Genomic DNA, 22,036 nt, shown 5'->3' with positions numbered 1-22,036 from the left:
ATCCCAGCGTGAGTCAGAAGCATTCCTGCGAGGCGTGCAGGCCGTTGATCACCTTGACGCAGTCGCGCTGCGGGGCCGGCGCCGGCGCTCGCTGCGCCTGCGCGCGTGGCCGCGGCGCCGGCGCCGGCAGCGCCACGCGGCGCACCGGCGCGGCCTGCGGCAGCAGGTTGTCCTTGGTCGCGCCGCTGGTCTCGGCGGCGGCCGGGTCGACCTGGTTGCGCAGCGCCAGCGACAGGGTGCCGACGCTGCGCGCCAGGTCCAGTTTCTCGGCCTGCTCGGGGGTGACCTCGAGGGTGACGGCGTTGACCACCTTGGGCTTGGTCTCGTCGCGGTTCACTTCCTGGGCCACGGCCAGCACCAGGATCCGCTCCAGCACGATCTTGGAGATGCTGCGCTCGCGCGGCCCGCCGCGCTGCTGCTGCTCGGGCAAAGGATCGGTCTCGGTGCTGACGATGATGTCGACGTAGTTGCCGGGCAGCGCGAAGCCGGCCACGCCGATCACGTCGTTGACCCTCACCGTGATGGCGCGCTTGCCCTCGGTGATCAGGGCCGACAGCCCGCCCAGGGTGCCGGCCGGCGCCAGCTTGGCTTCGCTCACCGGTTCGCCGGCCAGCACGCTGGTGCGCAGCACCCGGCCGGCGAGCTTCTGCGGATCGAGATAAGCGCCCTTGGGCACGCTGTCGGCCGGCCATTCGACCAGCTTGAGCATCTCGGGAGTGAGGCGCTGGCCGATGTTGATGTCGCTGGCGGCGACGGCGATGCGGTTGCTGGTCGGGGCCGGGGCGTGCAGCAGCCACTGGGCGGCCAGGAGCACGGCGGCGAGGCCGAACACCACGGCCAGGACCATCACGATCAATGCGCGGCGGTTCTTCATCTTGCTTCTCCCGCAGCCGGCGGCAGCGTCCCCGCGCCGAACAGGCTGCTCCAGGCCTGGGCCAGGCTGTCGAGGTCCAGGCGCGGAGTGCGCCGGGCGAAGCCGGCGAAATCGAGGATGCGCCCGAGCAGCTCGTGGGGATAGGCGGCCAGCATCGGGCGCCGCGTACGTCGGTGCAGTTCCTGCACCAGGTAGTCGACCGCCTGAGGCTCGACCTCGATGCGCTGCAGGCGCGCCTGGCGCAGCAGCAGGTTGCGGTAGGCGGGTTCGGACAGGGCGCCGATCGCGATCCGGTAGCCGATGCGGCGCAGGCAGGATTCATCCAGCACCGATTCCGGCGCCAGGCTGGAAGCCAGCACCAGGCCGGGGTCGAAGGGCAGCGCGTGGCTGGCGCCGCCCGGCACCGCCACGTGGTCCTGTCCGTGCTCGAAGGCGGCCAGCAGGCGGTGCAGCAGCTCGCCGGCCGGCAGGCGCTGGCGCCCGAGGTCGTCCACCACCAGCAGCCCGTTGTTGGCCAGCAGCTGGGGCGGCGCGCGGAACACCCCGCTGGCGGGATCGTGGCGCAGTTCGAGCATGTCGCGGGTCAGCTCGGCGCCCACGTGCACCAGCGGGCGCTGGCACAGGGCCCAGCGCGCGTCGCAGCTGCGCCGCTCTTCCTGGCCGCGCGCCGACAGCGGCGCCGGGTGGACGGCCGGGTCGTAGACCTGGATGATCTCGTGGTTGACCAGCACCGCATAGGGCACCGCCACCGCTTCCTGGCGCAGGCGGGCCAGCTTACGCGCCAGCGTGGTCTTGCCGCCGCCGGAGGGGCCGTACAGGAGCAGCGGACGGTTCGAGTGCAGGGCCGCGCCGATCAGCTCGCGCACCGCCGGATCGAGTCCGTCCTCGCCCAGCACCGCGTGCAGCTCGGCCGGGGTGACGCGCGCCGCGCCCGGCCGGCGCAGCGACTGTTCCAGCACCATGGCGCGCCAGGCCGCCAACGGCACCGGGGCCGGGCCGGCGTAGCGCGACTCCTGCAGCAGCTCGGCGGCGCTGCGCTGGCCGAAGGCGGTCAGCTGGTAGTGCACGTCGATGTCCGATTCGCCCGACCAGGCGACTTCGGCCTGCTGGGAGGCGATCAGCCCCTGCAGCACCTCGCGCACCACGCTCACCGACAACCGCAGGCGGCCGGTCAGCAGCGACAGCGGGGTCTTGCCGCCGGCGTGCATCGCCTTCACCACCAGGGCGGTGACGAAGCGCGGCTCCAGGCCGGTGTCGCGCACGGTGCGGGCCTGGCGCGGCAGCACCGGCAGGACCTCGGGATCCGGCGGGGAGGCCAAGGCGGAAGCCAAGGCGGGAGCCGCGTCGCTGGCGGCCGTGTTGGCCGATATCGCTTCCATATTGCAACCTCCTGCTCGATGCAAATGTTCGGGAGAACTTGATTTTTATTCTAGCGAGGGCACTTTCCAGGCCCTTGATGGCCCACAAAGGCGGCCTTGGCGCGGCGCCGACGACGCGCGTGCGCGCCGGCGCCGCGCTAGCCGTAGCGTCCGGCCAGCACGCAGAGGGCGCCGGCCGCGATCGCCACGCCATAGGGCATGGAGCCGGCGCTGGCCGCGGCGCCGCCCTCGCCCGCTGGCGGCAGGCGCAGCAGCATGCAGCGCAGGTTGGCGAAGGCCAGGCGCAGGCGGCCGCGCACCAGCAGGATCGCGAGCGCCATCACGCCGCCGGCGCACCAGGCCAGGATGGCGATGCGCAGCGCGTCGGGCGCGCCGGTGAAGGCGCCGACGGCGGCCATCATCTTGACGTCCCCGGCAGCCATGCCGCGGACCAGGTAAAAGGGCAGGAAGACCAGCAGGCCGACGGCCATGCCGCCCAGCCAGGACAGCACGCCGGCGCGTGGATCGGGCGAGGCCAGGTGCAGCACGAGCGCGCCGACCACGCCGGCCAGCAGCAGCAGGTTCGGGATGCGCCGGCTGACCAGGTCGTTCACGGCGGCGGCCGCCACCATCAGCAGCAGCAGCGTATCCAGGTAGAGTGCGACGGGCATGATGGGGCTCCAGAAAAAAAAGCCCCCCGGGCTTGCTGCTGCTCGGGGGGCACGGCGATCAAGCTGCCGGGACGACGATGTGGTCGCGGATGTACTCGAATGCGTCTTCGATCTTGTCGCCGACTTCGCCAGCGACCGCCGCCATCGCCACCCCGATGAGGGCGGCGATCATGCCATACTCGATGGCAGTCACACCGTTCTCATCGGCGATGAAGGTTTTGATGGCGGAGGTAATCGTGCTCATGACAGACTCCTTGTGGTGGTTGAAAAAAACTGGCTGCTCCGGGGCCCCGTCGCGACTGCTTTGTTGCGTTTGCCAGTGAATTCACTGTACCCAATAGTTCCATACGGCAAGTTGACTGCACGCAAGTTTGCCGTGTGGAAATCTAAGATTCTGATGAGGAATAAACCCGCAGCCGAGGGAGCTGGCCGGGTGTGTGGCAAAGGAGATAAAAACGATAAATCTTGTTAAGAATAATTGCCTGTAATACAAAAAGGGGCTATCCTGTTTTGCTTGACCGCCCAAAAAAGCGGCATCTTCCGGTACCGAAGTCCCGTGCCCTTGACTGACGACGTTTCTGTGAACGACATGGATTCCCTGCTGCGCCACATGGTGGACATGACCGGCCACCGCGATCACACGATGCTGGACATCTCCGTGATTTCAGCGGTACAGGAGCTGTCGCGTGCGGTCCAGACGCGGGTGCTGAGCATCGTCACCGTGTGCGGCCAGCGCTTCGTGCGCTCGCGCGCCTGCATCCGCCAGGGCGGCGTGGCCTGTCCGGAAGAGTCGCACGACGGCGCCAGCCCCGGCGAGCCAATCGCCGCCTATCCGGCGCTGGCGCACTGCCTGCTGCAGCATGATTCGCGCGCCGAATCGGTCGACGCCCACGGCCTGCGCCACCTGTGGCTGCCGATCTGGTTCGGCGACAAGGCCGACACCTGCCTCGAGATCGTCCACCTGGGCCCGTTCACGCCGGAAGCGATCCACACCATCAGCGGCATCGTCAGCGTCTACCGCAATTTCCAGAACCTGCTCGACTACAGCGAGCGCGATTCGCTCACGGGCCTCCTGAACCGCAAGACCTTCGACGACCAGCTGGCGCGCATGCTGCACGCCTCCGACGCCGAGCCCCTGGTGCCCGGCCAGCCCGAGCGGCGCCACCACCAGGGCGAGGAAAAGCAGTGGCTGGCGGTGGTCGACGTCGACCACTTCAAGGGCGTCAACGACCGCTTCGGCCACCTCTACGGCGACGAGGTCCTGATCCTGATCGCCAACCTGCTGCAGTCCTCCTTCCGCTCCCAGGACCGGGTGTTCCGCTTCGGCGGCGAGGAATTCGTGGTGCTGCTGCGCTCCACCACGCTGGAGAACGCGCGCAAGATCATCGACCGCTTCCGCAGCAACGTCGAGGGCCATGAGTTCCCCCAGGTCGGACGGGTGACGGTGAGCGTGGGCTTCACCAGCGTCAGCGCCGCCGATTCGCCGGTGGTGACCCTCGGCCACGCCGACCAGGCCCTGTACTACGCCAAGGCCAACGGCCGCAACCGCGCCTGCCACTACGAGGAACTGGTGGCCCAGGGCCTGCTGCAGACCGTGGCCGCCAACGACACCGCCGAATTCTTCTGAAAGGATGGTTGGGCTTCGCCACGGACGGCGCCGCCGGCAAGGCGGCGGCCCGTGACGAACCAGAGGTGGATCAGGCCAGCTGCATGAAGCGCAGCGGGTCGACCTGCCACTTCTCGGGGGACTCGTGGCGCACGATCTTGTCGCCGCCGCCGAAGCCGAGGGCGCGCGACAGGTCGATCGTTTCGGGACGGATGTAGACCTGGGTCTTGGTGTTGAAGAAGACGTTGACCTTGGGCGTGAGCAGGCTGGTCTCGTGCGGCTCGACGACCACGCCCAGGCGTCCCGATTCCAGCAGCACCAGGGTGCCGACCGGGTAGATGCCTACGCAGCGCATGAATTCCTGGGCCAGGGCCGGGTTGAAGTGGAACTTGCTCCACTCATAGATCTTGCGCAGGGCTTCGGCCGCCGACATGCCCTTGTGGTAGCAGCGGTCCGAGGTGATGGCGTCGTAGACGTCGACGATGGCCGCCATCTGGGCCAGTTCGCTGATCGATCCTTCTCCCAGGGACTCCGGATAGCCGCTGCCGTCGCGCCGCTCGTGGTGGTGCAGGGTGATGTCGAGCGGGATCGCGCCGATGCCGGGCGACTTGCGCAGGATCTCCCAGCCGTCGCGCGGATGGCGCTTGATCAGCGCGAATTCCTCGTCGCTCAGGCGGCCCGGCTTGTTCAGGACCTCGTCGGGCACCAGGGCCTTGCCGGTGTCGTGCAGCAGGCCGCCGATGCCGGCCTGGCGGGTAGTTTCCTCGTCCATGTTGCGCGAGCGGCAGAAAGCCACCAGCAGCGCGCACACGCTGACCGAGTGCAGGAAGGTGTAGTCGTCCTTGTTCTTGATGCGCAGCAGGCCCAGCAAGGCGCCCGAATTGCGCAGGATGGATTCGGTCACGCTCTGCACCACCGGGCTGACCTGGTCGAGCTCGACCGCCTTGCCCAGGCGCGCATCCTGCATCACGGTTCGTACCAGGCCGGCGGCCTGCTTGCGGACGGTGGCGGCGCGCGCCAGCTCCTCGCTCAGCGAGGCCTTGGCGGGAACGGCCCGCGGACGGGTGGCGATGGCCGTGACTTCGGCCTCGGTGGCGGCCTCGGCCTGGGCCAGGGTGGGCGCGTCGTCGACGTCCAGGCCGCGCGCGCAGTCGATCACCACCCCGCGGATGCGGGCGGCGCGGATCTTGCGGATCTCGTCCTCGGTGCTGAGCACGAAGCGGTTGCGCAAGAAGGGGTGTTCCATCCAGCCGCAATCCAGGTCGTGGATGAACATCCCGACTTTCAGTTGCGATGAATCGACCTTCTTCAACATACTGTCATCCTGCTATGGTAATCTTCGCCGCCCTTGCGGCCACGGTGCAGTATAGCAACAACGCTTGGACGGACTTTTACATTGTTGCTATACGGATACAGAATTTAACAAGTTTGTCATGGAACTACGCCAGCTGCGCTATTTCGTCGCCATCGTCGACCACGGTTCGCTCTCGCGCGCGGCCGGGGTGCTGCACGTGGCCCAGCCGGCCCTCACCCAGCAACTGCGCCAGCTCGAGGAAGAGCTGGGCGCCCAGTTGCTGCACCGCTCGGCCCACGGGGTGGTCAGCACCGACGCCGGCAAGGTGTTCTACGAGCACGCCCAGGCGATCCTGAAGCAGGTGCTGGATGCGCGCACGGCGGTGGTGCAGTCGCTCGACCGCCCTTCCGGCAACGTCAGCCTGGGCCTGCCGCACAGCATCTCGGGCGCCCTCGCCCTGCCCCTGCTGACGGCGGCGCGCGCGCGCTATCCCGAGATCACCCTGCAGCTGACCGAGGAAATCTCGGGCAGCCTGACCGAGCAGCTCAAGTCGGGCCGCCTGAACCTGGCGGTGCTGTTCGACGATGCCCCCACCGCCCAGTTCAGCGCCACGCCCCTGGTCGAGGAAGACCTGGTCTTCATCTGCCGCGCCGGCTCGCCCCTGGCGCCGGATGGCGAGGCGATGAGCCTGGGCCAGGCCCTGGCCTCGACCCTGATCCTGCCGGCGCGCCAGCATGGGGTGCGCCCGCTGGTGGAAGCGCGCGCGCTGGCCGCCGGCCTGGCGCTGCGCAAGGTCATCGAGATCAATTCGATCGCCATCCTGCGTTCGGCCATCCTGGCCGACCTCGGCGCGACCCTGCTGCCGCCCGCCCCCTTGCAGGACGACCTGGCGCGCGGCGCCATGCGCGCCTGGCGGGTCGCCGATCCCGCGCTGACCCGCCGCGTGATCCTGTGCAATTCGCGCAATATCCCCCTCACCAACGCCGCCGCCGCCATCGGCCGCCTGCTGCGCGAAGTCACCGAAGACCTGTGCGCGCGCGGGGCCTGGCCGGGGGCGCGCCTGGCCGGACCGCCGTCCGCTGAATAACAGTCATCGTTTTTACTTATACCCCCATCCGCAAACCCTATTGGCTGGCGAACGGGGAAATCCCTACACTCCATGCGGATAAAGCCCGCCGGCGCGCAACCCGCCCGGCGCAATGCGGCCCGCCTACCCGGCGCCGGCCCGACACCCTTGGAGACAGCCATGCCCGACACCGTGACCCACGGCGCCGGCCTGCCCCCGGCAGCGCCCGCCCCTTCCCCGGACTTTTCGTCCCGCCTCACCACCGTCACCCTGGACGACAAGTACACCGCGAAGACCGGCACCATCTTCCTGTCGGGCATCCAGGCCCTGGTGCGCCTGCCGATGATGCAGCGCGAACGCGACCTGGCCGCCGGCCTGAACACCGCCGGCTTCATCTCCGGCTACCGCGGCTCGCCGCTGGGCGGCCTGGACGAGACCCTGTGGAAGACCAGGCAGCACCTGGAAACGCACCACGTGCAGTTCGTGCCGGGCGTGAATGAAGACCTGGCCGCCACCGCCGTCTGGGGCACCCAGACCGTGGACCTGATCGGCCCGGCCAAGTACGACGGCGTGTTCGCCATGTGGTACGGCAAGGGCCCGGGCGTGGACCGCTGCGGCGACGTCTTCAAGCACATGAACCACGCCGGCACCGCGAAGCACGGCGGCGTGCTGCTGGTCGCCGGCGACGACCACGGCGCCTATTCCTCGACCCTGCCGCACCAGTCCGACCACATCTTCTCGGCCTGCATGATCCCGGTGCTCTACCCCTGCAACGTGCAGGAATACCTGGACCTGGGCGTGCACGGCTGGGCCATGTCGCGCTACTCCGGCTGCGCGGTGGCCTTCAAGGCCCTGGCCGACACCGTCGAATCGAGCGCCTCGGTCGACGCCGATCCCTTCCGCGTCGAGGTGAAGTACCCGCGCGACTTCGCCATGCCGGAGGGCGGGCTGAACACGAAACTGTCCTCGGTGCCGCTGGGCCAGCAGGCGCGCGCCCAGGAAGCGCTGATGCAGGACTACAAGATCTACGCCGCCCTGGCCTACGCGCGCGAGAACAAGCTCAATCGCACCACCATCGACAGCCCGGACGCGAAGCTGGGCATCATCGCCTCCGGCAAGTCCTACCTCGACGTGCTGGAAGCGCTGGAAGAGCTGGGCATCGACGAAGCCATGGCGGCCAAGGTCGGCCTGCGCCTGTACAAGGTGGCCATGATCTGGCCGCTGGAGCCGGAAGGCGTGCGCGAATTCGCCCAGGGCCTGGAAGAGATCCTGGTGGTCGAGGAAAAGCGCCAGGTGGTCGAGTACCAGCTCAAGGAACAGCTCTACAACTGGCGCGACGACGTGCGTCCCCACATCGTCGGCAAGTTCGATGACAAGGGCGAATGGGTGGCCCCGCGCGGCGACTGGCTGCTGCCGCCCAAGGCCGACTTCTCGGTGGCCCAGGTGGCGCGCGTGATCGCGGCCCGCATCGCACGCCTCGACCTCGACGAGTCCACGCGCGCCCTGATCAAGGCGCGCCTGGCCTTCCTGGACGCCAAGGACGCCGTGCTGCAGAAGGCCGTCACCACGCCCTTCCGCCCGGCCTTCTACTGCTCCGGCTGCCCGCACAACACCTCGACCAAGGTGCCCGAGGGCTCCTTCGCGCTGGCCGGCATCGGCTGCCACGTGATGGCCACCTCGATCTACCCCGAGATGAACAAGCTGACCACCCACATGGGCGGCGAAGGCGCGCCCTGGATCGGCCAGGCCGCGTTCTCCCAGGTGCCGCACGTGTTCCAGAACCTGGGCGACGGCACCTATTTCCACTCGGGCTACCTGGCGATCCGCGCGGCGGTGTCGGCCAAGGTGAACATCACCTACAAGATCCTGTACAACGACGCGGTGGCCATGACCGGCGGCCAGCCGGTGGACGGCACCACCTCGGTGCCCATGATCGCCCAGCAGATGGCGGCCGAAGGCGTCAAGCGCATCGCCCTGGTGACCGAAGACCTGTCGCGCTATGCCGACCGTTCGAACCTGCCGGCCGTCGTCACCCTGCATGACCGCAAGCACATGGACGAGATCCAGCGCGAGCTGCGCGAACTGCCGGGCGTGACCGTGATCATCTACGACCAGACCTGCGCGGCCGAGAAGCGCCGCCGCCGCAAGAAGGGCGAGTTCCCCGACCCGGCGCGCCGCATGGTGATCAACGAAGCCGTGTGCGAAGGCTGCGGCGACTGCGGCATCCAGTCCAACTGCGTCTCGATCCTGCCCAAGGAAACCGAATTCGGGCGCAAGCGCCAGATCGACCAGTCGTCCTGCAACAAGGACTTCTCCTGCGCCAAGGGCTTCTGCCCGAGCTTCGTCAGCGTGGAAGGCGGCGCGCTCAAGAAGAGCAAGACCGGGGTGTCGAAGGACGGCGCCAACGACGGCTGGGGCGAGCTGCCCCAGCCCGTGCTGCCGGGCGTGGACCAGCCCTACAACATCCTGATCAACGGCATCGGCGGCACCGGCGTGATCACGGTCGGCGCCCTGATGGGCATGGCCGCCCACCTCGAGGGCAAGGGCGCCTCGGTGCTGGACATGACCGGCATGAGCCAGAAGAACGGCTCGGTGACCTCGCACGTCAAGATCGCCGCCTCACCGGCACGCCTGCGCGCCCAGCGCATCGCCACCGGCGAAGCGGACCTGATCCTGGGCTGCGACATCCTGACCACCGGCGCGGCCGACGCGGTCTCGAAGATGCGCCCTGGCCGCACCCTGGCCGTGGTCAACCTGCACGAGCAGCCGACCGGCACCTTCGCCCAGCAGCGCGACTGGGAATTCCCGTCCGGCGACGTGCGTGCGCTGATCCTGGAAGCGGTGGGCGGCGAGGATGGCGTGGACTTCGTCGACGCCACCAAACTGGCGACCGCGCTGATGGGCGACTCGATCGCCACCAACCTGTTCCTGATGGGTTACGCCTGGCAGAAGGGCCGCATTCCGCTGTCCGAAGCCGCGCTGCTGCGCGCGATCGAACTCAATGGCGTGGCGGTGGCCTCGAACAAGATGAGCTTCCTGTGGGGCCGCCGCGCGGCGGTCGACATCAAGCGCGTCGAGAAGCAGGCGATCCCGGCCCAGGCCGTGGTGCTGCAGATGCCGCAGAGCCTGGACAGCGTAATCAAGAAGCGCGTCGAGCACCTGACCGGCTACCAGGACGCCGCCTACGCGGCCGTCTACCTCGACCTGGTGCAGCGCGTACGCGAGCGCGAAAGCGCGCTGGGACTGGGCAACAAGCTGTCCATGGCCGTGGCGAAGCACTACGCCAAGCTGATGGCCTACAAGGACGAGTACGAAGTGGCGCGCCTGTACACCGACGGCCGCTTCGTCGAGCAGCTCAAGAGCCAGTTCGAGGGCGACTTCAGCCTCCAGTTCCACCTGGCGCCGCCGCTGCTGGCGAAGAAGGATGCCCAGGGCCACCTGGTCAAGGCGCAGTATGGATCGTGGGTGTGGAAGGCCTTCGGGCTGCTGGCCAAGCTCAAAGGGCTGCGCGGCGGGGCCTTCGACCTGTTCGGCTATACCGCGGAGCGCAAGATGGAGCGCGCCCTGATCGCGGAATACCGCGCGATGATCGAGGGCCTGCTGGGCACCCTCGATGCGTCCAATCACGCCACGGCCGTCGAGCTGGCGAACCTGCCGGAGCAGATCCGCGGCTTCGGCCACGTGAAGGAAAAGGCGGTGGCGGAGTACCGGGCGCGCAAGGAGGAGCTGCTCTCCGGCAAGGTCAAGCGCCGCGCCGCCTGAACGACCCCCGAGCGCTAGCACGTCGTTCCCGCGAAGGCGGGAACCCAAGTTTCTTCACCGGCCACGCGCACCGTCCGGCTCACGGTAGAGAACTTGGGTCCCCGCCTTCGCGGGGACGACGGGTTGAAGGCGCGGGCAAGAGTACATATTGCCTGGCGCGCGTTGCGCCCATCACCAGTAAGCGAAGCCTGCTTGACGTTAACGTTAACGTCATATACCGTACAGAATATCCTCAGTCCGCCGACACACAAGGACCCTTTCCATGAACGACATCACCCCCGCCGCCAAGCTCGACTTGCCGGAGCAGCCGAAACTGGCCAACAAGGTGCGCTTCGTCACCGCCGCCTCCCTGTTCGACGGCCACGACGCCTCGATCAACATCATGCGCCGCATCCTGCAGTCGAACGGCGCCGAAGTCATCCACCTTGGCCACAACCGCTCGGTCGACGAAGTCGTCACCGCGGCCCTCGCCGAAGACGTGCAGGGCATCGCGATCTCCTCCTACCAGGGCGGCCACGTCGAATACTTCAAGTACATGATCGACCTGCTGCGCCAGCGCGGCGGCGCCCACATCAAGGTCTTCGGCGGCGGCGGCGGCGTGATCGTCCCGCACGAGATCGAGGAACTGCACGCCTACGGCGTGACCCGCATCTTCAGCCCCGAGGACGGCCAGCGCATGGGCCTGGTCGGCATGATCCGCTCCATGCTGGAAGCCTGCGACGTCGACCTTTCCTCCTATGCGCCGCCCAGCATCGAGGCCCTGCGCGCCGGCGAGATCGCCGCGCGCCACCGCCCGCTGGCCCAGCTCATCACCGCCCTCGAGAACGGCAAGGTGGAATCCGGCCTGCGCCAGCAGATCCTGGAGGCCGCCGAGTCGGTCCGGGCCCCGGTCCTGGGCATCACCGGCACCGGCGGCGCCGGCAAGTCCTCGCTCACCGATGAACTGATCCGCCGCATCCGCCTCGACCAGGGCGACCGCCTGAACATCGCCGTGATCTCGATCGACCCTTCGCGCCGCAAGTCGGGCGGCGCCCTGCTGGGCGACCGCATCCGCATGAACGCGATCAATCCCTGGAATGGGCAGGCGCGCGTGTTCATGCGCTCGCTGGCGACGCGCGAAGCGGGCTCGGAAATCTCCCAGGCCCTGCCCGACGTGATCGCCGCCTGCAAGGTGGCCGGCTTCGACCTGGTGATCGTCGAGACCTCGGGCATCGGCCAGGGCGACGCCGCCATCGTGCCCCACGTCGACACCTCGATGTACGTGATGACCCCGGAATTCGGCGCCGCCTCCCAGCTCGAGAAGATCGACATGCTGGACTTCGCCGATTTCATCGCCATCAACAAGTTCGACCGCAAGGGCGCCCAGGACGCGCTGCGCGACGTCGCCAAGCAATACCAGCGCAACCGCGAACTGTGGAGCAAGTCGCCGGACGAGATGCCGGTCTACGGCACCCAGGCCTCGCGCTTCAACGACGACGGCGTCACCGCCCTCTACCACGGCCTGCTGCCCAAACTGGCCGAACTGGGCCTGCCGGTCGAAGCGGGCAAGCTGAACGCGCCGTCGCAGAAGTACTCGAGCGGCAAGAACGTGATCGTGCCGCCGGCGCGCGCGCGCTACCTGGCCGAGATCGCCGACACCGTGCGCGGCTACCACCGCAACACCCACAAGCAGGTCAAGCTGGCGCGCGAGCGCCAGCAGCTGATGGAAACCAAGCGCATGCTGGCGGCCGCAAACCGCGAAGTGGTGCTCGACGACCTGATCACGGAGCGCGACAACGCCATGGACGGCGGCGCCAAGAAGCTGCTGGCCATGTGGCCGGACATGCAGGCCGCCTACGCCGGCGAAGACTACGTGGTCAAGATCCGCGACAAGGAAATCCGTACCCGCCTGGTCCAGAAGACCCTGTCGGGCAACCCGATCCGCAAGGTGGCCCTGCCGAAGTTCGAGGACCACGGCGAGATCCTGCGCTTCCTGATGCTGGAGAACGTGCCCGGTTCCTTCCCCTACACCGCCGGCGTGTTCGCCTTCAAGCGCGAAGGCGAAGACCCGACCCGCATGTTCGCCGGCGAAGGCGACGCCTTCCGCACCAACCGCCGCTTCAAGCTGGTCTCGCAGGGGATGGAGGCCAAGCGCCTGTCCACCGCCTTCGACTCGGTGACCCTGTACGGCGCCGATCCGGCCCTGCGTCCCGACATCTACGGCAAGGTCGGCAACTCGGGCGTGTCGATCGCGACCCTGGACGACATGAAGGCGCTGTACGACGGCTTCGACCTGTGCAGCCCCTCGACCTCGGTCTCGATGACCATCAACGGCCCGGCCCCGACCATCCTGGCGATGTTCATGAACACCGCCATCGACCAGCAGATCGACAAGTTCGTGGCGGACAACGGCCGCCAGCCGACCGACGACGAAGCCCAGAAGATCAAGGACTGGGTGCTGTCGACCGTGCGCGGCACCGTGCAGGCCGACATCCTGAAGGAAGACCAGGGCCAGAACACCTGCATCTTCTCGACCGAGTTCTCGCTCAAGGTGATGGGCGACATCCAGGAATACTTCGTGCAGCACCAGGTGCGCAATTTCTATTCGGTGTCGATCTCGGGCTACCACATCGCGGAGGCCGGCGCCAACCCGATCTCGCAGCTCGCCTTCACGCTCTCGAACGGCTTCACCTTCGTCGAAGCCTACCTGGCGCGCGGCATGCACATCGACGATTTCGCGCCCAACCTGTCCTTCTTCTTCTCGAACGGCATGGACCCGGAATACACGGTGCTGGGCCGGGTGGCACGCCGCATCTGGGCGGTGGCGATGCGCGACAAGTACGGCGCCAACGAGCGCTCGCAGAAGCTCAAGTACCACATCCAGACTTCGGGCCGCTCGCTGCACGCCCAGGAGATCGACTTCAACGACATCCGCACCACCCTGCAGGCGCTGATCGCGATCTACGACAACTGCAACTCGCTGCACACCAACGCCTACGACGAGGCGATCACCACGCCGACCGACGAATCGGTGCGCCGCGCGCTGGCGATCCAGCTGATCATCAACCGCGAATGGGGCCTGGCCAAGAACGAGAACCCGAACCAGGGCTCCTTCATCATCGACGAGCTGACCGACCTGGTCGAGGAAGCGGTGCTGCAGGAATTCGAGCGCATCGCCGAGCGCGGCGGCGTGCTGGGCGCAATGGAGACCGGCTACCAGCGCGGCAAGATCCAGGAAGAGTCGATGCTGTACGAGCACAAGAAGCACGACGGCTCGCTGCCCATCATCGGCGTGAACACCTTCCGCAACCCGAACGGCGCGGGTGCGCCGGCCACGATCGAGCTGGCCCGCTCGACCGACGACGAAAAGCAGTCGCAGCTCCAGCGCCTGGAGGCCTTCCACCAGCGCCACGCGGACCAGGCGCCGGCCGCCCTGGCCGCCCTGCAGCAGGCGGCGATCGACAACCAGAACGTGTTCGCCCGGCTGATGGACGCGGTGCGGGTGTGCTCGCTGGGGCAGATCACCACCGCCCTGTTCGAGGTGGGCGGGCAGTACCGCCGCAACATGTAAGACGCGCGGCTTGCCGCACGAAGGGCGCGGTCTCCGCGCCCTTTTTTATGGCATCTACATGAAGCCGACCGCGTACACTGGCGGCAGGTTGGTCGAGATCGTGTGCCAGCTGTCGCCGCCATTGTCCGAGACCCACAGCCCGCCGGTGGTCGAGCCCATCAGCAGGGTGCGGCCGTCGTCCGCCACCGCCAGCCCGTGGCGGTAGACCAGGTCGTAGCAATGCGCCTGGGGCAGCCCGGCGCGCAGCACCTCGAAGGTCTTGCCGCCGTCGCGGGTGCGGGTCACGGCCAGCGCCGCTCCCACCGGGATGCGGCGCTCGTCCTTCTCGGCCGGCACGAACCAGGCTGTCTGGCCGTCGCGCGGGTGGGCCGCCACCGCGAAGCCGAAGCGCGACAGCGGCATGTCGCGGATCTCCTGCCAGCTGCGCCCGCCGTCGGCCGAGCGCCACACGCCATTGTGATGCTGGCACCACAGCACCTGGGGTTCGCCGGCGCAGCGCACGATGCGGTGCGGATCCTGCACTTCCTCGTTCTCGTTCATCTCGGGCGGCATGTAGTCGGCGCGCATGCCGGTCGAGCTGACCGTCCAGCCCTCGCCCCCGTCCTCGCTGCGCCAGGCGCCGCCGCAGGACACGCCCAGCAGCAGGCGCCGGCTGTCGCCCGGATCGACGCAGATGCTGTGGATGCCCGGCACGTCGTAGCCGCCGCCGAACCAGTTGGCGCGCTGGGGCGCGTCCCACAAGCTGCGCACCAGCTCCCAGCTGGCGCCGCGGTCGTTCGAGCGGAACAGCCCGCCCGGCAGGGTGCCGGCCCACAGCAGGCCCGGCTGGTCCGGGCCGCCGGCCTCGAGCGACCAGATCATGCGGTTGGTCCAGTCCAGCTTGTCCTCGCTGCCTTCCGGCTTGGGCGGATAGGCGGGCGCCGGCAGCTCGCTCCAGACCTGGCCCTGCCGGCGATGCAGCTTGACGCCGAAATGCCCCAGGTTGAGGGCGGCGTAGAGCGCGCCGTCGCGACTGTCGTGCAGCGCCATCGATACCGGTTCGCCCAGGAAGTGGGCGGCGCCGAATTCCCAGCGCCGGCCGTCGTAGCCGATCTCGAACAGCCCCTTGCGGGTAGCCAGCCATGCCTGCATGCTCATCCTCCTGATAAGGCTTGCAGCACGTAGACCTTGCTGTCCGGCGCAAGCGGGTCGTCGAGGCGCCGCGTGTCCCTGCAGCGCCGGCCATCGATGAAGATCGCCACGTTGGGACGCAGGCAGCCCTGGTCGTCCAGCACATAGCCGCGCAGGCGCGGGTTGAGGGCGAAGGCGCTTTCCAGCCCGTCGCGCAGGCGGCGGGCGCTGGTGGCGACCTCGGGGGCGCTGATGAAGCGCGCCAGCTGCTGGGTAAAGAAGAGTTGCGCCATCAATGCATCCTCAAGAACAGTGTTTGAACCGGCCTTGCGTATCCCGTGGGCGTTTCTCAACCGGGAAACCTACAATGTAGTCCTGAACCACTCGCGGAGCAACGCATGCCGATCACGCCGGAACAACTGGCCGCCCTGATGCAGGAAGTCGAGCAGGAAGATCCGATCGATTTCGCCGACCTGCCCTTCCCCGAAGACGAGCTGCGCGCGCTGGTCGCCACCCACCTGTGCGAGATGGCCGCCGCCATGGACAAGTTCAGCACCGAGGACAAGCTCACCACCCTGCTGGCCGTGTCGGCCAAGCTGGTGCTGGAGAACCTGGTGCTGCACGTGCAGTTGCTGCGCCGCCACGGATTGCCAGTGGGAGAGAATGTCGAGGCCTTGCTGGCCCGCCTGCGCAAGCCGGGCACGGACGACGGCTGAGCAGCTTGGCCGGTCCGGACAAGGCCGTTGCCGCGGCACGACCATTTCCAGGTTTTATGCAGGCTGGGCCTCTGCTGGGTGGTTGCTGAACTATTCCTTCAGGTATTATTGTTGACAACAAAACCAGCTTTGTCGCTGGAGAGTCACGTCTCGATAATTCGCGTTCGTCGCCGGCGCCGCCAGGCGCCTGCCGGCCGTCACCGCCTCAGCCTAGCCAAAGGAAAAACGATGTCGTCTTACCGTAGCAAGCTTACTCTCACCGCTGCCTTGATGTCCGGCGCCATGCTGGCGGGCGGCCTGGCAGGCTGCGATCGCCAGGGCTCCACGCCGGAGCTGCTCGCCGAGGCCAAGCAATACGAGCAAAAGGGCGACTTCAAGGCCGCCCTGATCCAGCTCAAGAATGCGGTCGAGCAGAGTCCCGACGATCGCGAAGCGCGCATCCAGCTGGCCGCCGTGCACCTGGAACTGGGCGATCTTGTCTCTGCCGACAAAGAGGCGCGAAAAGCACAGTCACTCGGCCTGCCGGCGGAGCGGGTGATGCCGCTGCTGGGCAAGGTGTTGTTGCAACAAGGAAAGTTCGCCGAGGTCCTTGAAGAGGTGAAGCCCGAGCTGGCGGAAAAGTCCGCTCCCTTGCTGAGCTTGCGCGGCAACGCCCTGCTGGCGACCGGCAAGGTGCCGGAAGCCAAGCAGGCCTATGACCAGGCCCTCGCGCTCGATCCGAAGGACGCCGACGCCTTGCTGGGCCAGGTGCAATACGCGCTTGCGCAAAACGACCGCGCCGGCGCCAAGGCCGCCATGGACCAGGCGGTCGCCCAGGCCGGCAAGGATCCCGACGTCTGGATGGCCAAGGGCGCCTTGGCGCGCCTGAGCAACGCGCCCGAGGAAGCCCTGACGGCCTACGACCAGGTCCTGAAACTGAAACCGGATCATCGTACGGCGCACATCGAGAAAGCCTCGATTCAGCTTGCCCGGGGCAAGCTGCCGGAGGCAAAGCTGGAAATCGACGCGGCAGCCAAGCTGGCGCCGAACAATCTGCAACTCACCTATACCCGCGCCCTGTATGAGTTCAGGCAAGGCAATAACGGCGCCGCCCAGGAACAGCTGCAGAAGATCCTGAAAGTCGCCCCGCAGCACATGCCGAGCGTCCTGCTGGCCGGCGCGGTCGACTTGCAGCTGGGCTCCCTGCAACAGGCCGAACGCCATGTCCGCAACTACCTGGAGACCTACCCGAACCACGTCTATGCGCGCAAGCTGCTGGCCCAGGTGCTGCTCAAGAATGCGCAACCGCGCGATGCCGCGCTGGCCCTCGAGCCCATCCTGAAGGACCAGAGCACGGACGCGCAGCTGCTGGCCCTGGCCGGCCAGGCCTATATGCAGGTCCAGGACTTTTCAAAGGCCAGCAACTATTTCGAGAAGGCGGTCGAACTGGCGCCGAAGGCGGCGGCGGTGCGCACCTCACTGGGGCTGTCCAGGCTGGCCCAGGGCGATCAGGCGCGCGGCCTGAGCGAGCTCGAGCTGGCCACCACCCTCGATCCGAACTCCGCCGAGGCCACCATGGCCCTGGTGCAGACCGAAATCCGCCTGAAGAACTTCGACAAGGCGCTGGCCGCCATCGAGGCCCTCGAGAAGCGGCAGCCCAAGAGCCCTGAGGTACAGAACATCAAGGGCGCGGTCTACATGTTCAAGAACGACCGCGCCAATGCCCGTGCGGCCTTCGAGAAAGCCCTCAGCTTCCAGCCTGACTTCTTCCCGGTGGCGCTGAACCTGGCGCGCATGGACATCCAGGAAAACAAACCGGACGCCGCCCGCGCCCGCTTCGAAAAAGTCCTGCAGACGAACAAGGACAGTACCGACGCCATGATGGCCCTGGGTGAACTCGCGCGCTCCCAGAAGCGCGACGACGAAGCCACCACCTGGTTCGAAAAGGCCCACAACGCCAAGCCGGACGTCATCGCCACCGCGACCAAGCTGGGCATGCATTACCTGTACATGAAGCAGCCGGAAAAGGCCCTGAGCTTCGCCAACAAGATCGCCACCGTGCATCCGACCAATCCGGAGGTCGTCGAACTGCAGGCGCAAGCACAGATCGCGAGCAAGGATTACACCGGTGCGCAGGAAAGCTATAGCAAGCTGGTGAAGCTCTTGCCGACCTCGCCTCAGGCCTATATGCGTCTGGCAAGTGCAAATATCGCATTAGGTAACCAGAGCGCCGCCACCCAGAACCTGAAGCGCGCCATCGACCTGCGTCCTGACTTCATGCCGCCGCGCCTCGCCCTGGTCGACCTGGACACCCGCACCAAGCGCTTCGACGAGGCGCTCGACCAGGCCCGCCAGATCCAGAAAATGGAAGGCAATGCCGCGCTTGGCCATGCGGTCGAAGGCGATATCCGGATGGCGCAAGGAAACGCCGGCGCCGCCGTGATCGCCTACGACAAGGCGCTTGCCCTGACCAAGGTATCCGAGCTAACGATCAAGAGCGCCCGCGCGCTGATCGCGGCCGAGAAGCTCAAGCCTGCCCAGGACCGGCTGCTCGCGTGGACCAAGAACAACCCGAAGGACGTGAACGCCCAACTGCTGTTGAGCGATCTCTACCTGGCGCAAAAGGCCTACAAGCCCGCGATCGCGAAGCTGGAGGAGTTGCAGACGCTAATTCCGAACAATCCCCTGGTCCTGAACAATCTTGCCTGGGCCTATCACCAGGAAAAGGATAGCCGCGCCCTGGCCACCGCCGAGCAGGCACACAAGCTGGCCAGCAACAGCCCCGGCGTGCTGGACACCCTGGGCTGGATCCTGGTCGAGCAGGGCAATACCGCGCGCGCCCTGCCCCTGCTGGAGTCGGCACGCAAGCTGGCTCCGGAGTCGCCGGAGATCAGTTATCACTACGCAGTCGCCCAGCATCGGGCCGGCAACAAGGAGGCGGCGCGCCAGGAACTCGACAAGCTGTTGCAAAAACACAAGAATTTCGCACAGATGAATGAAGCAAAGAATTTGCTTAAATCTATGTAAATAGTTAATATTCTTTTTGTCAACAAATGATGCCTGCTAGTCAGGAAATTGTCAGTACAACAAGGCCCCGCTTGAGCTGGCCTCTCCCGGAGCGAGGTAAGCCACGATGAATAATACTGCTGAGACAATGCGTCCCGCCGAAGAACCCGAGGAGTCTCTATCGGACGCTCATCAAGTCGAAGAACACGATAAGATGTCCTCCTCCATACTAGAGGATGTTATCGTGAACCAAGATTCTTATGGAATCAGGCTTACCGATACCGCGATCGGCCGCAACTCGGCCAGTATGCTGATTAACAAGATGTATGCCTGGCGAGGGTACGCAGGTACCCATCAGCTAAGCAACGATCCCAACCGTATCACGCTCACCGCGACCGACAAGGGTGATGTGGTGGGAACGCTGACGATCGGCATCGATTCTGATATTGGCATGCTGGCGGACGAGATTTTCAAGGAAGAGCTCGACGCGCACCGCAAGCGCGGCGCGCGCCTGTGCGAGTTCACCAAGCTCGCCTTCGATCCGTCGGTACGTTCCAAGGCGTCGTTGGCCAACCTGTTCCACCTGGCGGTGATCTATGCGCGCGACCTGCACGAGTGCACCGACATCGTGATCGAGGTGAATCCGCGTCACCGCCGCTTCTACGAGCGGATGCTGGGCTTCCAGCAGGAAGGCGACCTGAAGATCAACACCCGGGTGAACGCGCCGGCCTATCTGCTGCGCGTCAACCTGGAGTTCGTCACCGAGCAGATCAAGAGGTACGGCGGAACTTTCGGCGCCGATAGCGGCGCCAGCGAGCGCTCCTTCTACCCCTATTTCTTCTCTCCGCGCGAGGAGATGGGCATCATCAACCGTCTGCTGCGCATGGACGAGCGGCATACCGGCTGAGCCTTGCACCCGGCTGTCTTCCCCCAGCATGTCGCGCCTTGCGCGACATTGTTTTATCCACAAGTCGCCAATCCATCCTGATCGATGAGTCAAGCATTTGATTATAAAGAAGCCTTCTCCCGTAACATCGGCTGGGTCACGCCGGAAGAACAGCAAGTTCTGCGCGGCAAGCGCGTGGCCATCGCCGGCGGCGGCGGCGTCGGCGGGGTTCACCTCCTGACCCTGGTGCGCCTGGGCGTGACGAAGTTCCACATCGCCGACTTCGACACCTTCGGGGTCGCCAACTTCAACCGCCAGGTCGGGGCAATGATGTCCACGCTCGACCAGCCCAAGACCGAGGTGCTGGCGCGCATGGCGCGCGACATCAATCCCGAGGTCGACATCCGGATCTTCCCCGAGGGCGTCAACCGCGACAACCTGCCGGAGTTCCTGGGCGGGGTGGACCTGTACGTGGACGCGCTCGACTTCTTCGCCTTCGAGGCGCGCCAGCAGACCTTCGCGACCTGCGCGCGACTGGGCATCCCGGCCACCACCGCAGCGCCGCTGGGCATGGGCGCGGCCCTGCTCAACTTCATGCCCGGCCAGATGAGCTTCGAGGAGTATTTCCAGTGGGGCGATCTGCCCGACCTGGACAAGGCGATCCGCTTCGTGGTCGGCCTGGCCCCGGCGGGGCTGCACCGGCCTTACCTGGTGGTGCCGGAATCGGTCAACTTCGCCGAGCAGCGCGGCCCGTCCACCTTCATGGCCTGCCAATTGTGTGCCGGCATCATCGGCACCGAAGCCCTGAAGATCCTGCTGGGCCGCGGCCGCGTGCTGGCCGCCCCCTACGGCATGCAGTTCGATGCCTACCGCAACAAGCTGACGATCACCAAGCGCAGTGGCGGCAACCGCCACCCGATCCAGCGCCTCGCCATCTTCATCGGCAAACGCCAGTTCCTGCGCCAGCAGGGGCGCTAGGCGGGCCGGCTCAGCGTTTCATCAGTTCCGCCAGCGGGCGGCGCTCGGAGCGCGCCAGCGGCGCCGGGCCGGCGCCCAGGCGCCCCATATAGACCGGGAACAGGCCATCGGCGCCGATCAGCGCGGCAGCCTGTTTCTCGAGGCGCGCAGCGCGCTCCTGCAGCCCGGGAAGCTGCGTGAACTGGCGACCCTCGCGCACGTATTTCGAGAAGATCAGGGGCGTCATTTCCGGCTGCATGAACAAGCCGAGATGGGTCAGGGTCAGCCAGAAGCGCTGCACCGCGCGGCCGGCCTCGACATAGTCGTCGATGGTTTTGGGCTCCTGCTTCGCCTTCAGCACGAAGTGGGCGGCGCAGGCGAGTCCCGGCAGCAGATCCATCTGCAGGCGTGGCGCCCAGGTGCCCATCAGGGTGTTCATGGTCGACAGGCGGCGCCAGCTCACCATCGCCCATTTCATCAGCTTCAGGGTGGCGGCGTCGACGCCGAGCGCCTGGTCCGGCACCTTGTCGGGACTGCGCTGCGCGTTCCAGTCGATGATGCGGCGGTGGACCTCGTAGGCCTCCGGCATGGTCAGGCGCAGCTTGGCATTGTCGAACATGAGGCGGGCGGTGCGCAGTTTCGGGCCGGCGCCCTCGATCCACATCAGGTGGTAGCCGGGGCCGACGGCTTCCTCGAGCGCACGCTTCTGCTGGTCCGTCAGGGGCTTGGTGCTCATCGGTCGGCGCTGGACGGTGCGCGCCGTGATCGCCGGCAGCAAGGGGCTGGGCGCGACCGCGCCATCCTCGAGGAAGCGCACCTCGAACTTCGCCTCGGTCGGCGCGCCGCCCTCGAGGCGCTTGACCTCGGTACGCAAGCCGAACCTGGTCGCCGCGACCGACATCGTTTCGAGCAGCGCACCGTAGGAAATCTGGCTGGGATGGCCGTCGAGGTCGTACACGCAATCCTCGCGGGTATCGAAGCAATGCACGACCAAGTGGTCGGGGCCCAGGATCTCGAAGCGCCAGACCTGGGTGTTGTCGCCGCTCGGCGCCCAGCGCGCGAGGTCCAGGATCTGCTCGATCTGACTTGTGTTCATGGTTTACTCTCGACTGTCTCGAACAACGCGGTCAACAGCGTTGCAAGTTGCATTGTGTAAATCGAGGATCATGATAACGCAGTGAGTGGGACCGGAGAGCATTTT

General features: G+C 66.8%; 16 protein-coding genes. 8 read left to right on the top strand and 8 right to left on the bottom strand.

Going from position 1 to position 22,036, the window contains the following annotated elements:
• Positions 1–13: 13 nt before the first annotated feature.
• From cpaB to B0920_RS24455, 4 genes are all read right to left on the bottom strand, one after another.
• Entirely contained in the window at positions 14–874 is an 861-nt protein-coding gene (gene cpaB / locus B0920_RS24470; RefSeq protein WP_078035299.1) for a Flp pilus assembly protein CpaB, read from the bottom strand.
• Positions 871–2,253 carry an ATP-binding protein gene (locus tag B0920_RS24465; protein WP_078035298.1) on the bottom strand — a complete coding sequence of 461 codons (1,383 nt, stop codon included), beginning with the start codon at positions 2,251–2,253 and terminating at the stop codon, positions 871–873. Before B0920_RS24465 ends, cpaB begins: the two co-directional genes overlap by 4 nt.
• A gap of 137 nt (positions 2,254–2,390) precedes the next feature.
• A complete protein-coding gene (locus B0920_RS24460) occupies positions 2,391–2,903 on the bottom strand; it encodes a prepilin peptidase (RefSeq protein WP_078035297.1) in 513 nt (170 codons plus the stop codon).
• A gap of 58 nt (positions 2,904–2,961) precedes the next feature.
• Positions 2,962–3,147, bottom strand: a complete 186-nt coding sequence (locus B0920_RS24455) for a Flp family type IVb pilin (protein WP_078035296.1) — start codon at positions 3,145–3,147, stop codon at positions 2,962–2,964.
• Between the two features lie 345 nt (positions 3,148–3,492).
• Between B0920_RS24455 and B0920_RS24450 the strand changes: the two genes are divergently transcribed.
• Positions 3,493–4,530, top strand: a complete 1,038-nt coding sequence (locus tag B0920_RS24450; RefSeq protein ID WP_078035295.1) for a GGDEF domain-containing protein — start codon at positions 3,493–3,495, stop codon at positions 4,528–4,530.
• 70 nt (positions 4,531–4,600) lie between these two features.
• Here B0920_RS24450 and B0920_RS24445 read toward each other — a convergent pair whose 3' ends face one another.
• Positions 4,601–5,824, bottom strand: a complete 1,224-nt coding sequence (locus tag B0920_RS24445; protein ID WP_078035294.1) for an HD-GYP domain-containing protein — start codon at positions 5,822–5,824, stop codon at positions 4,601–4,603.
• 118 nt (positions 5,825–5,942) lie between these two features.
• Between B0920_RS24445 and B0920_RS24440 the strand changes: the two genes are divergently transcribed.
• From B0920_RS24440 to icmF, 3 genes are all read left to right on the top strand, one after another.
• Entirely contained in the window at positions 5,943–6,890 is a 948-nt protein-coding gene (locus B0920_RS24440; RefSeq protein WP_078035293.1) for a LysR substrate-binding domain-containing protein, read from the top strand.
• 159 nt (positions 6,891–7,049) lie between these two features.
• Complete coding sequence (locus B0920_RS24435) at positions 7,050–10,631, top strand: indolepyruvate ferredoxin oxidoreductase family protein (protein ID WP_078035292.1); 3,582 nt, start codon at positions 7,050–7,052, stop codon at positions 10,629–10,631.
• Positions 10,632–10,893: 262 nt separating this feature from the next.
• Complete coding sequence (icmF, locus tag B0920_RS24430) at positions 10,894–14,181, top strand: fused isobutyryl-CoA mutase/GTPase IcmF (RefSeq protein ID WP_078035291.1); 3,288 nt, start codon at positions 10,894–10,896, stop codon at positions 14,179–14,181.
• A 54-nt stretch (positions 14,182–14,235) separates the two neighbouring features.
• Here icmF and B0920_RS24425 read toward each other — a convergent pair whose 3' ends face one another.
• A complete protein-coding gene (locus B0920_RS24425) occupies positions 14,236–15,318 on the bottom strand; it encodes a sialidase family protein (protein ID WP_078035290.1) in 1,083 nt (360 codons plus the stop codon).
• On the bottom strand, positions 15,315–15,584 hold the full coding sequence (locus tag B0920_RS24420) for a MoaD/ThiS family protein (protein ID WP_078035289.1): 270 nt from the start codon (positions 15,582–15,584) through the stop codon (positions 15,315–15,317). The genes B0920_RS24425 and B0920_RS24420 overlap by 4 nt, the downstream gene beginning before the upstream one ends.
• 105 nt (positions 15,585–15,689) lie before the next feature.
• Here B0920_RS24420 and B0920_RS24415 point away from each other — a divergent pair, with 105 nt between their 5' ends.
• The 4 genes from B0920_RS24415 to B0920_RS24400 all read left to right on the top strand — a co-directional run bounded on the left by B0920_RS24415 (position 15,690) and on the right by B0920_RS24400 (position 20,856).
• On the top strand, positions 15,690–16,007 hold the full coding sequence (locus B0920_RS24415) for a hypothetical protein (RefSeq protein WP_078035288.1): 318 nt from the start codon (positions 15,690–15,692) through the stop codon (positions 16,005–16,007).
• 228 nt (positions 16,008–16,235) lie between these two features.
• On the top strand, positions 16,236–19,013 hold the full coding sequence (prsT, locus tag B0920_RS24410) for an XrtA/PEP-CTERM system TPR-repeat protein PrsT (RefSeq protein ID WP_078035287.1): 2,778 nt from the start codon (positions 16,236–16,238) through the stop codon (positions 19,011–19,013).
• Positions 19,014–19,236: 223 nt separating this feature from the next.
• Entirely contained in the window at positions 19,237–19,899 is a 663-nt protein-coding gene (locus B0920_RS24405; RefSeq protein WP_229456850.1) for a GNAT family N-acetyltransferase, read from the top strand.
• Between the two features lie 84 nt (positions 19,900–19,983).
• On the top strand, positions 19,984–20,856 hold the full coding sequence (locus B0920_RS24400; protein WP_078035285.1) for a ThiF family adenylyltransferase: 873 nt from the start codon (positions 19,984–19,986) through the stop codon (positions 20,854–20,856).
• A 10-nt stretch (positions 20,857–20,866) separates the two neighbouring features.
• Here B0920_RS24400 and B0920_RS24395 read toward each other — a convergent pair whose 3' ends face one another.
• Positions 20,867–21,931 (bottom strand): molybdopterin biosynthesis protein MoeY, encoded by a 1,065-nt coding sequence (locus B0920_RS24395; protein ID WP_078035284.1) that lies wholly within the window; start codon positions 21,929–21,931, stop codon positions 20,867–20,869.
• Positions 21,932–22,036 lie beyond the last annotated feature (105 nt).

It is taken from the genome of Massilia sp. KIM (assembly GCF_002007115.1).
Classification (GTDB): Bacteria; Pseudomonadota; Gammaproteobacteria; order Burkholderiales; family Burkholderiaceae_D; genus Telluria.
This window is presented reverse-complemented; position numbering and strand designations above follow the sequence as displayed.